The 15282-nt window shown below is 58.4% G+C and carries 13 protein-coding genes; 9 read left to right on the forward strand and 4 right to left on the reverse strand.

Annotated features, from left to right (window positions below; translation table 11 throughout):
* Positions 1-218: 218 nt before the first annotated feature.
* Complete coding sequence (locus tag ACWJKU_RS00855; RefSeq protein WP_454145130.1) at positions 219-1775, reverse strand: glucan biosynthesis protein; 1557 nt, start codon at positions 1773-1775, stop codon at positions 219-221.
* Positions 1776-1972: 197 nt separating this feature from the next.
* Here ACWJKU_RS00855 and ACWJKU_RS00860 point away from each other — a divergent pair, with 197 nt between their 5' ends.
* Both ACWJKU_RS00860 and ACWJKU_RS00865 read left to right on the forward strand, forming a co-directional pair.
* On the forward strand, positions 1973-2737 hold the full coding sequence (locus ACWJKU_RS00860; protein WP_454145132.1) for a Nif3-like dinuclear metal center hexameric protein: 765 nt from the start codon (positions 1973-1975) through the stop codon (positions 2735-2737).
* Positions 2738-2825: 88 nt separating this feature from the next.
* Positions 2826-3335: a GNAT family N-acetyltransferase gene (locus ACWJKU_RS00865; RefSeq protein ID WP_454145134.1), complete on the forward strand. Its 510-nt coding sequence runs from the start codon at positions 2826-2828 to the stop codon at positions 3333-3335.
* 90 nt (positions 3336-3425) lie between these two features.
* On the opposite strand, the gene ACWJKU_RS00870 is transcribed toward ACWJKU_RS00865, so the two are convergent.
* Positions 3426-3833 (reverse strand): hypothetical protein, encoded by a 408-nt coding sequence (locus ACWJKU_RS00870; RefSeq protein ID WP_454145136.1) that lies wholly within the window; start codon positions 3831-3833, stop codon positions 3426-3428.
* A gap of 258 nt (positions 3834-4091) precedes the next feature.
* Here ACWJKU_RS00870 and ACWJKU_RS00875 point away from each other — a divergent pair, with 258 nt between their 5' ends.
* The 3 genes from ACWJKU_RS00875 (at position 4092) to ACWJKU_RS00885 (ending at position 8734) form a co-directional block, all read left to right on the forward strand.
* Positions 4092-4499, forward strand: coding sequence for a metallophosphoesterase family protein (locus ACWJKU_RS00875; protein ID WP_454145138.1), 408 nt, complete (start codon positions 4092-4094; stop codon positions 4497-4499).
* 109 nt (positions 4500-4608) lie between these two features.
* On the forward strand, positions 4609-5175 hold the full coding sequence (locus ACWJKU_RS00880) for a DUF1003 domain-containing protein (protein ID WP_454145140.1): 567 nt from the start codon (positions 4609-4611) through the stop codon (positions 5173-5175).
* A gap of 178 nt (positions 5176-5353) precedes the next feature.
* Complete coding sequence (locus tag ACWJKU_RS00885; RefSeq protein WP_454145142.1) at positions 5354-8734, forward strand: EAL domain-containing protein; 3381 nt, start codon at positions 5354-5356, stop codon at positions 8732-8734.
* Between the two features lie 15 nt (positions 8735-8749).
* On the opposite strand, the gene ACWJKU_RS00890 is transcribed toward ACWJKU_RS00885, so the two are convergent.
* Positions 8750-10084: a M18 family aminopeptidase gene (locus ACWJKU_RS00890; protein WP_454145144.1), complete on the reverse strand. Its 1335-nt coding sequence runs from the start codon at positions 10082-10084 to the stop codon at positions 8750-8752.
* Positions 10085-10095: 11 nt separating this feature from the next.
* The gene (locus ACWJKU_RS00895; RefSeq protein WP_454145146.1) at positions 10096-10626 is read right to left on the reverse strand and encodes an O-acetyl-ADP-ribose deacetylase; all 531 of its coding nucleotides are present in this window, start codon (positions 10624-10626) and stop codon (positions 10096-10098) included.
* Positions 10627-10804: 178 nt separating this feature from the next.
* On the opposite strand from ACWJKU_RS00895, the gene ACWJKU_RS00900 reads away from it, so the two are divergent.
* From ACWJKU_RS00900 to ccmB, 4 genes are all read left to right on the forward strand, one after another.
* Positions 10805-12424, forward strand: coding sequence for a multiheme c-type cytochrome (locus ACWJKU_RS00900; RefSeq protein WP_454145148.1), 1620 nt, complete (start codon positions 10805-10807; stop codon positions 12422-12424).
* Positions 12425-12497: 73 nt separating this feature from the next.
* Positions 12498-13448 (forward strand): hydroxylamine oxidation protein HaoB, encoded by a 951-nt coding sequence (haoB, locus tag ACWJKU_RS00905; protein WP_454145150.1) that lies wholly within the window; start codon positions 12498-12500, stop codon positions 13446-13448.
* A gap of 522 nt (positions 13449-13970) precedes the next feature.
* Positions 13971-14603 (forward strand): cytochrome c biogenesis heme-transporting ATPase CcmA, encoded by a 633-nt coding sequence (gene ccmA, locus ACWJKU_RS00910; RefSeq protein ID WP_454145152.1) that lies wholly within the window; start codon positions 13971-13973, stop codon positions 14601-14603.
* Positions 14600-15277, forward strand: a complete 678-nt coding sequence (gene ccmB / locus ACWJKU_RS00915; RefSeq protein ID WP_454145154.1) for a heme exporter protein CcmB — start codon at positions 14600-14602, stop codon at positions 15275-15277. The genes ccmA and ccmB overlap by 4 nt, the downstream gene beginning before the upstream one ends.
* Positions 15278-15282: the final 5 nt, after the last annotated feature.

Here is a 15282-nt window from a genome sequence, read left to right on the forward strand (position 1 = left end):
GTTCCGATGTCCTTAGGAAAATGCGAGAAATGAATTCCGTTTGCAGCCCCGATAAATCGGCCTCGGGTAGTATGAGATGAGGGATATGAAAAGCCATAAGTATTTCTACTAATGTCTGGGCACGCTTCCGATGAGCCGTCCGCCGCGTTTTCAGGCGCTCGATGTGGTCCGGCCGAAGAAAGGTGCCGATAGGCTTCCGGCACGTTCGAAGCGGGTATTCATGCCGGCGGCGTCCATTGATACAGCCAGGTTTCGGTCAGTGCGCCCAATTCATCCCGGAGATAAGCCCGCAAATCGATCGGTTCGCTGCCGTCGCTGATCAAGTCGAAATTGCAGCGCCAGGCGTTCGTTCCCCGTACGGGACGTGCAGCCGGCTCTTTGATTTGTCCGCGAGAGACGGTAATGACCGGCTCGACTTTGGCGGTGTCCGGCAGTCCGCTCAAGCGGCCGCCCTCGAAGTCGATGACGAACTTTCGGGACGGAACCCGGTTCTTCTGTCCGGGTATGCCGCCGGCTCCGATGCGCGTCGCCACCACTTTCGCCGCGCTGGGGCCGACCGGCGGCTCGCCCCAGTACAGGCGATATTTGAATACCCGCTCCTGGCCCGGCTGAAACGGTTCCTCGGGGTTCCAGAACGCGACGATGTTGTCGAACGTCTCGTCCAGGGTCGGAATTTCGATCAGTTGAACGGCGCCGCGGCCCCATTCGCCGATTGGTTCCACCCAGGCGCTCGGACGCAGATGGTAGTTGGCCCCGTCGTCCAGGTAATGATCGAAGTTGCGGTCCCGCTGCAACAGTCCGAATCCTTTGGGATCGACGTCCAGAAAGGCGTTGGCGCGCACCGCCGGGCTGTTGACCAGGGGGCGCCAAATCCATTCGCCGGCGCCGGTCCAAAGGGCCAGTCCGTCGGTATCGTGAATTTCCGGGCGGAAGTCGTCGGACATCCGGCGGTCGTTCTCGCCGTGCCGGTACATGGACGTCAACGGCGCCACGCCGGCCCGCTCGATCGGCTTGCGCGGGAACAGATGGGCCTCGATGTCCATGACCGTCGTATCGCCTGGGTCGACTTCGAACGTGTACGCGCCGCTGACGCTCGGGCTGTCCAGCAGCGCGTGGATGGTCACGAACTCGGATTCGGGCGACGGCCGCTCCAGCCAGAAGCGGCGGAATTCGGGGAATTCCTCGGGGCGGGGCAGTCCGGTGTCGACCGCCAGCCCGCGCGCCGAAAGGCCGTATTGTTTGGTGCCGCCGACGGCGCGGAAATAACTCGCTCCGAGGAAGGCGAACATATCGCGTTCGAAATCCGGCTCGGCATTGACGCGGAACCCGGCAAAGCCGATGTTGCCGGTTCTTCGGGGTACTTTGAGTTCCGATCCGAACTGGAACAGATCGGGCGAATAGGGAATGGGTTCGGCCAGGCCGTGCGCGACCTCATAGATCTCGACGGGGTGCTTGAAAAATAAGCCCAGATGGAAAAGCTTCGCTTGGAACGGCAGGTTTTCCTTGCCCCAGATCGAGCGATCCTTTTTGAAGCGGATCGACTGATAGCCGTCCCAATCCAGGTCGGCGATCCAGGCCGGCAATTTTTCTTCGGGCGGATCGAACGATTTCAGAGAAATCCGTCGGGCTTCCCCGATAAGCCATTCCTTGCTGAAAGGCTTGGCGCCCGCTTTGCCTTTGGCTTCCGCGGTAGGCGCGTAAAGCGCCGCCGGACTCAGCGCCTCCCATGCGGCCAAAGCGAGCAAGCGTGCCAACCAGTCTCTTCGGGTCATCATGCCGTTACTGTCGCATCAATGCGAAGAGAAATGCAATCTAACGATCTTCCGTCGGGGCGCCCAGGGGGCGTCAAAAACCTCGGACCGGCGTCTGATGGAAACCGTTACGTTTGCATGGGGCGATGGCCACTGCCCGTTGCGGTCGCGGCTTACGGAGTCGAGAATTCGAGAAACCGGTCAAAGACGAGAGCGCAACCATGATGATGCGAGATGATTTGGACGCATTTTTGAAAGAACTCCTAAAGCCGCAGGCGTTCGCGGATTATGGGCCCAACGGCCTGCAAATCGAGGGCTGTGAACGGATCGGGCGGATCGCTTTTGCGGTTTCGGCGACGGCGCATTCGGCGCTCGCGGCGGCGGAACGAAATGCTCAGGCGCTGATCGTGCACCACGGGCTCTTCTGGAAGTTCCGCGGCCCGAAGACCCTGACCGGCCCTTTCGCCGGGCGCGTATTTCCGCTGGTGCGCAATCATATCAATCTGTTCGCCTATCATCTTCCGCTGGACGCCCATCCGGAAGTGGGCAATGCCGCCGGCCTCGGGTGCGCCATCGGTTTGGTCGAGCAGCAGCCGTTCGGCGATTATCAGCGTTGTCCGACCGGCATCAAGGGCATTTTTGCCGAGCCGGTGAGCGCCGCCGCGCTGCGGGACAGATTGAGTGCGGCGCTCGATCATCCGGTGCTGCTCGCAACGCCCGATGAGAGAGCGATCGTCCGGTCGGCCGGAATCATCACGGGCGGCGCCAATCGAGATTGGCCGCTGGCCTTGCAAGACGGGCTCGACGCCTTCGTCACCGGCGAAATGAGCGAGCACGACTGGCACGAGGCGCAGGAGGCCGGGATACACATGTATGCCGGCGGCCACAACGCTACCGAGCGCTTCGGCGTTCAAGCCTTGATGGAACGGGTGCGGGAGACTTTCGGCGTCGAGTGTTTCTTCATCCCGAGCGGCAATCCCGCATGATCGAGGCGCGCTTCGGGACTGGCGATTGCCGGACGGGGTGCGGCAATCGTCTCGAATATAGAACGATCGGACAAGCCGTGGGCCAGCCATGCTAAGTTTCGTCTCCGCCGGATTTCAAGATGCCGAGGCCATTGCCGAAATGGCTCTGGATATATGGCGACGCCATTATTATCCGGACGTGCTGACCGAGGACGCCGTCGAGTATTTTTGGAACCGCATGTACCGGCTCGAGGTGCTGCGGAGCGAAATGGCGAGCGGAATCGTTTACGAGCGGATCGAGCTGGATGGCGAAATGATCGGTTTTCTCGCCTACCATCACCGGCCGGAGCAGGCGCGCATGCGGCTCAACAAGCTTTATCTTCTGCCGCAATGCCACGGACGGGGATACGGCGCGTTTGCGCTGGCGCACGTCAAGGCCGTCGCGGCGCGTTTGAGGGTCCGGGAGATTTATCTTTACGTGTTCAGGCGGAACGACCGGGCGGTCCGGGCCTATCTTCGCGCCGGCTTCGTCATCGCTCGCGCCGAAATGAGCGACGGCGGCGACGGATATTATTACGATGACTACGTGATGGTCTGTACGCTCGATCCTGCGCGCTGATCCGCGCCGTCCGTCGAGCGGCAGACGGGCGACCGCTCGCTCCTGGCCCGGTGCAGACGAGAGCGAGCGATTTCCGCTATCCGCCGTGCGTTACTGCTTGGGCGCTTCGTGTTGCATCTGGCCGCCTTCTTGCTGTCGCATGTGCTGCATCATGTCCTGGTGTTGCTTGTGGTGTTCGCGCATGAGCTTCCGTTGTTCTTCCTTCAGGCGTTCCCGTTCAGCGTTGTCCTTGGCGTTCATGATCTGGTGCATGAGTTCGTGCATTTTCAGCATGTTGTCTTGCGCTTGCCGAAGATGCTGTTCTCTCTGCTCCTCGGTCATGTTCCCCATCATGCCGCCGCCCATCATTCCGCCCATGCCCCCCGTCATGCCACCGCCCATGCCTCCCATTTGGTGCCGGCCGGGAGCGGGTTGAGGCTTTTGCTCCTGGGCAAAGCCGGTCGAACAAATCAGAGAAATCAACACTGCGGCAGCTATGCATTTCAACGTTGTTTTCATAATGATCTCCTCTAAGCGATGAACCGTTTAAACCGTCGACTCTGGCTCGCGGTCTTTCGCGACGCGCGTTCCATCCTTTCAAGGTAGCAGCTAACGGGCGGATGCACCATAGGCGGGAATGCGGCGCCGTGCGGCGATAAAATGAGGTTTTCGGCCGGAGAAAAGCCGGCCGGCCAAGATTTCATTCGCGAACCGGTTTGGAAAATTAATGCGCTATATCGGCGTTATTTCGGACACGCATGGATTGATGCGGCCGGAATGACGGCCCTGAGCGGCTGCGATCTGATTCTGCACGCCGGCGACATCGGCCGTCCCGAAGTGCTCGAAGCGTTGCGGCATGTCGCGCCGGTCGTCGCGGTTCGCGGCAATGTCGACAAAGGCCGCTGGGCGGCGGCGCTTTCGGAGCGGGAAATCGTTCGGATCGATGGTTGCTGTATTTGTCTCTTGCATAACGTGAAAGAGCTGGATCTGAATCCGGCGGCCGCCGAATTTGATGCGGTCGTTTCGGGGCATTCCCATCAACCGAGTATCCGAACGGAAGCGGGGGTCTTTTATCTGAATCCGGGCAGCGCGGGCCCCAGGCGGTTTAAATTGCCGGTTTCGCTCGGACGTCTGGCACTCTCGGACGGAGAACTGCGGGGCGAGATTGTCGAGATCGATGTTTGAAAAGGCGGGCGCCGGACCGCGGTCGACGATTGCAGGCGGAACCCCTGCCTACCGCCGCAAGTCCCAAGATTTATCGGGCGCATGCGCTCCCGGTCCCTTGGCGCACGCTATGAATACCGGCACCGATTCCTCTTACCGCGGGCGCTCCTCCGATATGGCGAGCGTGGTGGCGCGCAACATCGAAGCGTTGCTGGCCAAGCGCCGGCAGGAAGAGCAAAGCAGAGGGCTGCAAGACCGGATCGCCGATAAAATCACGCGATTCACTGGGAGCATGCTCTTCGTTTATATCCATTTGATCGGATTTGGTCTCTGGATTCTGATCAATCTCGGATGGAGCGGGCTTCCGGCGTTCGATCCCACGTTCGTCGTCCTGGCCATGTTCGCTTCGGTAGAGGCGATCTTTCTCTCTACATTCGTTTTGATCACCCAAAATCGGATGCAGGCTCAGGCCGACCGGAGAGCGGACTTGAACCTTCAGATCAGTCTGCTGGCCGAGCATGAGGTGACGCGGATCATTGCTCTGGTCAGCGCGATGGCCGAACGCATGGGAGTCGACACTTCGAATTATCCCGAGCTCTCCGAACTCAAGCGGGATGTCGCTCCGGAGCAGGTTCTCGACAAAATCGAGGAGACCAAGGAGCAATTCAGATCGGATGCGGAGAAAGTGTCCGGTTGATCCTGTGAGATGGCCGATCCGAGGATCGGCGCGCGTCCGGAAAAGAGGAGGGCTGCATTCGCGTTTGGGCGCGTTCTTTTCAAATCGCTTTTTCCACGACCGCTTCTGCTTTCTTCTTTGCTGGAGTCACGTATCATGTCGCCATGACCCGACACAACAACAATAATAATCAATTAGGATGGCAGCATTCGTTAATTCCGTTCCCGCCCGGCTTGTAGCGCTTTACGTTTTCTATGGCTTTTCCTTCCTGGTTCTGGCGATCACCATTTTTTTACAGCCCCGGAACGGCCGGGCGCTGCCTTTCGCGTCGGAACTCTGGCTATTGGGGGTATTCGGTTTTTTTCACGGAATCAAAGAGTGGCTCGATGCCTGGATCTTGCTTAACCGAGCGGATTCGGCCGGTTTGCGCTGGTTGAGCGCCGGCTTGCTGGTGGTTTCCTTTGGGGCGTTGTTCGAATTCGGTCGCCGTTTGGCGACAGCGTTTCCGCGCCCGGCCGCTACGAAACGCGCGCTATGGCGGGCGTGGCTCGGTGCTCGGCTTTATCTTCCCGTTTTCGCCGGCTTGTTGGCGCTGGCGTGGCTCGCGCACGACGCGAGCCGCGGATTGATCGCCGGCGGGCGTTTTTTGGGGTTCGCCGGAGGTTTGATCAGTGGAGCGGCCTTGATCGTAAATCGCGATCGGGGATGCGGACGGCTCGCGCGTCCCGAGATCGGATTTTGCTTTTACGCTGCGGCGGGGGCTCTGATCGTTTACGGAATAACGGTCGGACTCATAATCGAGAGCGATGCGGCGTTTCCGGCGTGGCTTCCGACCGACGATGCCTTTCATGCCTTCACGGGCATCCCCGTTTACGCGGCGCGATCGCTGTGCGCTTTCATCCTGGCTTTGAGTTTGGCGGTCATCACGCGATCGGCCAATATCGCCGCCCGCCGAGACGAAGAGGTCGCCAAGGCGGAAACGGCGGCTTTGAACGCCAGTCTGGCGCAACGCGTCAGGGAAAGCACGGCTTCGCTTGAAGCGGCCAATCGCAGGCTCCGGCGAGAAGTCGAAGAAAGAACGCTGATAGAGTGGGAGTTGCGGGAAAGCGAAGCCGATTTGCGGCACGCCCAATCGGTCGCTCATGTCGGCAGTTGGCATTTGGATATCCGGAATAACGTGCTGCGCTGGTCTCGCGAAACTTACCGAATATTCGGTATTCCGGAGGCCATGCCTCTCGCGCTCGAAGACTTTTTGAAGCTGGTTCATCCCGACGACCGCGGCTTCGTCGAAAGTTCCCGGCAAGCGGCCTTATGCGGCGAGCCTTATGACATCGAGTACCGTATCGTGGCGCAGGGGCAAGTGAGATGGGTGCGGGAAAAGGCTGAATTGGAGTTCGGCGATAGCGGCCGTCCCGTCTCCTGCACCGGCATCGTTCAGGACATCACCCAGCGCAAGCGGGTCGACGACGAATTGAAGCAGGCCAAGGAACTGACTCAATTGATGCTGGATTCGATACCGGCCTACGTATCGTTGATCGATAGCGATCAGCGCTATGTGCTGGTGAATCGAAACTATGAGGAATGGTTCCAGCGGCCGCGCCGGGCAATCATCGGCAAGCGGATGTCCGAGATCATGGCGCCGGACGTTTATGAGCAGGTGCGGCCTCATGCCGAGGCGGCCTTATCCGGGGCGTCGGCCCATTTCGAGCTGCTCGCCAAGAATCGGCGGGGCGCAGAGCGATGGCTGGATATTCAGTATCTGCCGCGGCTTGGCGAAAACGGCGGTTCATCGGGATTTTTCGCGCTCTGGCTCGACATTACCCACCGTAAGCAAGGGGAGCAGCGGTTGCGGCGGGTGTTGGAGCGACTGAAGCTCTCGGAGCAGCGGCAGCGCGATCAGACGAGACTGGCGCAGCAGGAGCAGCGGCGAATGGCCGCGCTGTTGTCGGCGATGAGCATCGGTATCCTGTTCGAGGACCGGCAAGGATGTGTCGAGTACGTCAATCCGGCTTTTCTGAGGATGTGGGCGATAGACGAAAGCCTTCAGCTCGTGGGACGGGCGACTCGCGATGTCCTGGAGCATTCGACCCATCGTTTCGCCCGCCCCGATCATGCTTCGAAACACGTATTGCACGTACTCGATACGCACGAAATCAGCGAGCGTTTCGAACTCGATCTCTATGACGGACGCGTTCTCACGCAAATCTCCTATCCGGTGACCGATAACGACGGGCGCATGATCGGCCGATTGTGGATTTACGAGGACATCACGTACGAGCGCCAAACCGCCCAGCAGCTTCTCTATCTGGCGGAACGCGATCCTTTGACCGGCCTCTTCAACCGACATCGCTTCCAGGATCAGTTGGAGCGGCTGATCGCCAGCTCTGCGCGCGGCGGCAGCAAATTCTGCCTTCTTTATTTCGATTTGGACGAGTTCAAGTACATCAACGACACTTTTGGCCATAAGGCCGGCGACACGGTGCTGGTGCGCATCGCCGGCGAAATATCCACTTTGGTGCGTCGCGAGGAAACCTTCGCCAGGCTCGGCGGCGACGAGTTCGCCATTTTGAGCGCCGTCACGCCCGGGTGCGATGTGGCGGCGCTGCCGGAGCGGATCGCAAATGCGATTTCGGCGATCCCGTTTCGTTTTCGCGGCACCCATATGCGCGTGACGGCCAGCGTGGGCGTGGCGATATTTCCCGATCACGGGGAAAATACCGAAGATTTGGTGGCTCACGCCGACGCCGCGATGTATCAGGCCAAAGGGCAGGGCAAGAACACCTGGGCTATTTACGATCCGGCGCGCGACAGTTCGGAAGCCATGATGCAACGCCTGTCGTGGAACAGGCGCATCGCGGAGGCGCTTCAGAGAGACTTGTTCGAGCTTCATTATCAGGGGATTTACTCGGTCGTCGACGGCAGGTTGAGCCATTTGGAGGTTTTGCTCCGCATGCGGGACCCGGTCGACCCGGAGTGCCTTATCATGCCGGGACAATTCATCTCCATGGCCGAGAAGAGCGGACAAATCACCGAAATCGACCGCTGGGTTCTGGCCCACAGCATCGAACTTCTGGCGCGAAACCCGTCGAGCCCGCCGCTCGCCATAAACATTTCGGGCCGCACTTTCGACGACCCTTCCCTGCCAAACTTCATTCGCAACCAGTTGAAACAAAACGGCGTCGATCCGGCGCGGCTCATCATCGAGCTGACGGAAACGGCGGCGGTATCGGACATTCAGGACGCGCAACGCTTCATCGAAGCCATACACCAGGCGGGTTGCCGGGTTTGCCTGGACGATTTCGGCACCGGCTTTTCGACCTTCGGCTATCTAAAGTATCTGGGCGTCGAAGTGCTCAAGATCGACGGGTTATTCATCCGTGACTTGCCGAACAATCGCGACAATCAAGTGTTCGTCAAGGCCATGGTCGACGTGGCCCGGGGGCTGCAAAAAACCACGGTGGCCGAATATGTCGAGGATGCCGCGACACTGGACATGATCCGTAGCCTGGGCGTCACCCTGGCTCAAGGGTACTACCTCGACCGACCGGCGGCGCATCATCCGGCCCTGGCCGAATCTTGACGCCTGGTTTCTCCGTCACGACGTCCGGCTTTGCGCGGATCGATCCGCGGGTTCGGCAAAGAACTTTTTCAAAACGTTCAGCAAGTAAGCCTGATCGAGAACGCCGGCGCTTTCCCGGATGCTGTGCATCGCCCATAAAGGACAACCCACGTCGACGGTGGGAATGCCGAGCCGGGCCGCCGTCATCGGGCCTATCGTGGAGCCGCAGGCCAGATCGGTCCGATGGGCGTATTTCTGATAAGGCGTGTCCGCATGTCGGCAAAGCTCGATAAACCGGGCCTCGCTCATGCTGTCCGTGGCATAGCGCTGGTTCGCATTGACCTTGATCGCAGGCCCCCGGTTCACCGCGATGCGGTGCAGCGGTTCGTAAGCGTTCGGGAAATTGGGGTGATAGGCGTGGGCCGCGTCGGTGCTGATCATGAAACTGCGGGCCAAGGCCTGTTTATAGCCGGGCGTATCGACATCGAGCGCGTGGGCGACGCGTTCCAAGACATCCGAGATAAAGCTGCCCATGGCGCCCCTATTGCTTTCGCTGCCTATTTCCTCATGATCGAAAAAAGCCTCCACGCAGGTATTTTCCGAAGCTTCGGTCTCCAGCAGCGCAACCAGTCCGGCATAGCAGGAGGTGAGATTGTCGAGTTGGCTGTCGGCGATGAATTCCAGTTCCGGCCCCCAGAAACAACCTTTTTGAGTATCGTAGACAGCCAAGTCCCAGCTCAAGATGTCGCTTGGCTTGCATTCGGCCCGCTCCGCCACCAGACGGAGAAATTTCTGTTCGGGCGACTCGGTATCGCAAAGACCGCCGAGCAGCAGGGGCAACTCGTTTTGTTTGTTGAGCTTCAATCCGTCTTCGTTCACAGATCGGTTCATATGAATGGCCAGGTTGGCGAGTCGAACCAGCGGCTGTTCGAAACGGATCAGCCGGTCGCGCGGCGCCGCATCGCCTCCGACGCAGATTCGGCCGGCGAGGCTGAGATCCCGGTCGCTGAAGGTGGCGAGAATCGGTCCCCCGTAGACTTCGACAGCGAGGCGCATCATGGTTTCGGCCTGATGCGGGGCCTTCGGTTTAAGGCGCAAGCCGGGCGAGTCGGTATGGGCGCCGACGATGCGGAAGCCGCTCGCGGCCAAAGGTTTGCTGCCGAGAATAAAGGCGATCAACGAAGCCCCGCCGCGGACCACGTAGTGCCTGCCTTGCGGGCGCAAGCTCCATGCCTGGCTTTCTTCCAGGCGCGTGAAACCTTTCGCCTGCAAATGTTTCTCCATCATGGCGACAGCATGCCAGGGGCTGGGACTGGCGTCGATGAAGTCGAGCAGTCCTTGAGCGTGTTTCGCGATTTCGGGAGTGATCATGCCGGAGAGCCTCAATGACGTGTCTTTTGATCGGTGAATAATGCCAGAGCAGTTCGGTATGTGCTTAATACATCGGGGTCGATGCAGGCTAAGTAAATCTTCTCGATGGCGGGATAGACGGCGAGGCGCTCGTGAATCGTGGCAACCGCGATCTCGGCGGCGGATTTCGGCGGGAACCGGTAGATTCCGCATGAAATGGCCGGAAAGGCGATGGTCCTGACGTGGTTTTCTTGTGCCAGACGCATCGATTCGCGGTAACATGAGGCTAATTGTTCCGGTTCGCCGTGCCCGCCGCCGCGCCATACCGGACCGACCGCATGAATGACGTATTTCGCGTTTAGATTATAGGCGCCGGTGATTTTCGCCTTGCCCGTATCGCAGCCCTCCAATTTTCGACACTCGTCCAAAAGTCGGGGACCGGCCGCGCGATGAATCGCTCCGTCTACACCCCCGCCGCCCAAAAGACCGTTGTTGGCGGCGTTGACGATGGCGTCGACTTCCAAGAGAGTGATATCCGCTTCAACGACTTCTATCTTGTCCATTATTCCCTCGGAACGATCGGGCGCCGTCGAAGCGGCGCGGAAAAGAGGCGGTTTGCCGGCGCGTCTGCGTAGGCTTTCGGGCTTGCACATGAAAATAATTGTTTGACGAGATTTGGTTCTGAATCGATACTATGAGATGGGCGACCGTTACAAGCGCCGCCCTAACGGAGGAGTAACGATGCTAACGAAGATTCTAAAAAGCGTGCTGTTCTTGCTGATAGCGCAAGCGCTCGCAACGGTAGCCCATGCGAAGCAGAACGACGTCAACTTTGAACAGCTTAAAGAAAAATACTATCAAGATCATCCCGGAAAAGGAAAATTCGGGGACCTTTGGGAGCCTATTCCAATTCAGAAGTATTGGAATCCCAAGGACTTTTATAAACCGCCCACGACGGTGACCGGCGAGGTGACGCGTGAGCAATGCGTGACCTGTCACCAGGCCGTGACGCCAGGTGCGTTTCATGCCTGGCAGAGCAGCAGCCATGCGAATTTGGACAAAATTCGCAATATGCCCAATGCTCAAGACCCTCGCTTCTACAAAAAGGAGAAGCTTGCCGAAGTCGAACGGCAACTGGTCGAGCGGGGACTGCTCAAAGAAGGCGAGCAGCTTAAAGATGTGGGCTGTATCGACTGTCATGGCAGTGTCGGCGCCAAATCCATTCAGCACGACAAAGATTTGGTGATGCCGGATCGGGTCAGTTGCGGAACCTGCCACACGGCGGAATTTGCCGAGGCCGAGGCCGAAAAAAACCAAGAATGGCCGCAAGACCAGTGGCCTAAAGGCCGGCCGTCCCATGCGATGGACTGGCAGGCGAACGTGGAGACCGCGATTTGGGCCGGAATGGCGGAGCGCGAGATCGCTCAGGGCTGCGATATGTGCCATTACCAGCAGAACAAATGCGACGGTTGCCATACGCGGCACACCTTCTCCGCCGCCGAGGCGCGCCAACCGGAGGCTTGTTCGACCTGTCACAATGGCGTGGATCACAATGAATGGGAAAACTATCAGCTCTCGAAGCACGGTACTGTTTACCTGACCCAGGGCAAGCAGAAATGGAATTTCGAGGTTCCGTTGAAGGACGCTATAACCAAAGGCGGCTATACGGCGCCGACTTGCCAGACTTGCCACTTCGAGTTCGAGGGTGAGTATTCGCACAATCTGGTACGCAAGGTTCGCTGGGCCTTCAATCCGACCCCGGCGATCGCCGATAATCTAAACCATCCCTGGTTCGAGCAGCGGAAAGACGCTTGGCAGCAGACTTGCGCGAATTGCCATTCGCCGAGCTTTGCCGAGAGCTATCTAACCACGGCCGATAAAGGCACGATTGCCGGCCTCAAGGTCGAGCAGGAAGCCAAAAAGGTGGTCGAGGCCTTGCATAAGGATGGCCTGTTGCCCGGACAGAAGACCAATCGTCCTGAGCCGCCGAAGCCGGAAAAGGATGCGGCTGGAGGATTCTTCCAGTTGTTCTGGGCCAAGGGCAACAACCCGTCTCACGTGGAGCGCGTTTACGCGGACATGTGGGAGCATGACGTGATCAAGCTCTACAAGGGGCTGTTCCACGCCAATCCGGGCGGTTTCACTTACACCGAAGGCTGGTCCGAACTGATGCGCGATTACGCCATCATCATGGATGAGAATACGAAGCTTCGGGAAGCGGCTGGAAAAACCGCGCAGAATGGCGAATCGACAACCCAGGCGGCACTGCGGGAGTTCAAGGACGCTGCGAGCAGCCGATACGTTCTCGGTTCGCTGCTGGTTGCGGCCGGCATCGTGGTGATCCGTTCCCGTAAGCGTTAGGAGCGGCATGTCGCTAATCAAAAAAAGCGTCATGGGGGGCAACAAGCCGAGGCTGTTTCTGGGCCTCGGATTGTTGCTCGTCGGCATAGGTATCTTCTTCTTCGGATTGCCTCATCTGTTTTCCGAGAGCTGGCAGTTCGAAAAAATCAAGGAGATGAAGCCCGGTGATGCGGGCTTCCCCGTGCTGGAAGGCCAATTTCAGCCCGAGAGCGTGGCTGAATACGAGATTGGCCGAGAAGGCAAGGTGACCGTTTCCTTGCACGTCGTGAGCTACCGTGATAATGACGGCAGCTCACGGCGGGCAATCGTTTATCCCTCTTCCGGTGCTTCATCGCCTCCGCCTGTCGCGGCCGATGGAAATCAGATAAGGCATGATCTTTGGGGGAGCGCAGCGAAAGCGATTCGCCAGCATACGGAAGAGAATGCTTTATTCGTATCCTGGTGGGATGACGCGCAACGGATTCATTTTCTGACCGGGCGCGATGCTTGGGCGTCGCTGCCGGTAGCCGAAGCATTTCCTGAGCCCCGGTCAAGGCGTTTTTGGGGTGATGTCGCCGGTGGCTTTGCCAAAGACGAGCAGCCATTACGTCAGCTGGCGCATTGGTTGACGATGGACGCCGACCGAGCGATCGCCGAGCTTTCGGAGCGCCTGCCGAAAGACAGACCGGTTTTTTGGGTCGTTTGTCTGGACGATCTGGCACGGCTTTCGGAGATCGAGGCGCTGAGCGGCGTTAGTCTTCCGCTCGAGGCAAGATTTTTCCCGGCCGAGGCGAACATCCATGCTCAAATTGCAGCGGTAAAACGTTGGGCCAAAGAAAAAGGCCCCGGCAGTTATCTGGTTCAGCCGCTTCCGGGTGGCGGTATTCGCGCCTGGCGCATTACGTCGGATGAGGGCGAAAAAACGCTCTTGGCTCGCTTGCTGCCTTTCGTCGGTTCCCTGGGCCATGTCCCCGAGCCGTTTCAATTAGTTTATCAATCCGAGCAGGGCGGCTATCTAAGCATATTCAAGTGGGCCATGCGATAATCGAACGGCGTTCTAAAGTCTGAAATCGTCATCGGTAGTCCTTGATCCGCTTCCGGTAGGCGTTCTGGTTTAACAGGTCTTCATCACCGTATTCTGTAATAATTCCAACATGATCTTGTTGCGAATGGGCAGCATGATCGGCCAAAGAAGATGCGGGCGGATGCCGCTTGACGCGAAAATATTCGTCGTGTGCGGCGCGCTTGGTATAACCGAGTTGGCTACAGACGATATTTCAGACGGCGGCTCGATTGTTCGAACGGCGAATGACCGTGTGTCGTCATTGGAAACGAGGCAAAGGTCCAGGTTTGCGGGATATAGGGGATGCGACCATCATTCGAGTGATTGTTGTAAGGCTGGCGAGTAATGTGCGGGGCAAGAGTTTCTTGGCAATTCGAAAGCCGTTTTAGCGCTCTCGCAATTCGACTGCCCGACTGGGCGGGGAGAGAATCATTCTAGCTTGCCTCGGTTCTCCGATCTTTCGCTAAAGTGTTCAGTCTTCACGGCAATTTTTCCCACAGATAAATGAATAGTCCTGAGCCCACGCTTCAAGCGCGGGGATTGGAGTGCGTGCGCTCCGATAGTCTTTTGTTCAGTGGTTTGAATCTCAGCGTTAGCACTGGTCAAGTTCTTCAAATCGAAGGGCCGAATGGTAGCGGTAAAACCAGTTTGCTGCGGATATTGGCCGGTCTCACTCCACCCGCCGACGGCGAGGTGCTCTGGCGCGGTGAGAGTATCGTCCGGCGGCGATCTCTTCTATTTCTTTCCGAGGTCGCTTATTTGGGGCATCAACTGGGATTGAAGGCGGAGCTTTCCGTAGAGGAAAATTTACGTGTGGCGCTCGCCCTTAACGGCTTGCCTCTTTCGCCGATGCGCTTGGCGGAGGTCCTTCGAACAGTGGGCTTGGCTGGCCGAGAGGATTCTCTCGCCCGTGCGCTTTCGGCGGGGCAGCGACAGCGCATTACGTTGGCCCGATTGATCTTGTCGAATGCAACGCTCTGGATCCTCGACGAGCCTTTTACGGCACTTGATGCGAGCGGCGTTGCTTTAGTGGAAGCACTGCTGGAAGCGCATCTCAATCGTGGCGGATTGGCGGTTTTGACTTCTCATCAAGCCGTTCATATCGACCGCGGACTCATCAAGTTAGCTTTGGTATGAAACAGGTGACCGGGCCTTTTTGGGCGCTGCTGAAGCGCGATCTATTGCTGGCTTTCCGGCATCGGGGCGAACTTGCCAATCCTTTGCTGTTCTTCTTGATCGTGGTAACGCTTTATCCGTTGGGGGTCAGTCCGGAAGAGGCCTTGCTTCGGAAGATTGCTCCCGGGGTAATTTGGATTGCGGCTTTGCTGGCGGCTTTGTATTCGCTGGAAAATATGTTTCGCTCCGATTTCGACGACGGTTCGCTGGAGCAGATGTTGCTAACGCCTTATCCTCTTTCGCTGCTGGTTCTTGCGAAAGTCCTGGCGCACTGGCTGGTGAGCGGATTGCCGATGCTGTTGCTGGCTCCGTTGCTGGCATTGTTTCTCTCCATGCCGAGCCCGGCTCTTGCCATACTCGAATTGACCCTGCTGATCGGCACTCCGCTCCTGAGTCTGATCGGTTCTATCGGGGTGGCTCTGACCGTGGGGCTTCGGCGTGGCGGCCTCTTGCTGACTTTATTGGTCTTGCCTCTGTACATTCCCGTTCTGATTTTCGCGACCAATGCCGTTTCGTCCGCTGCGGCGGGAATGCCCGTCGCCGGCCAGTTATATTTTTTAGCCGCTATGCTGGTGTTGGCGGTAACCTTGGCCCCGCTGGCGACGGCTGCCGCTTTACGAATCAGCCTGAGTTGATCATT

This window comes from Methylocaldum sp. MU1018 (assembly GCF_053646775.1).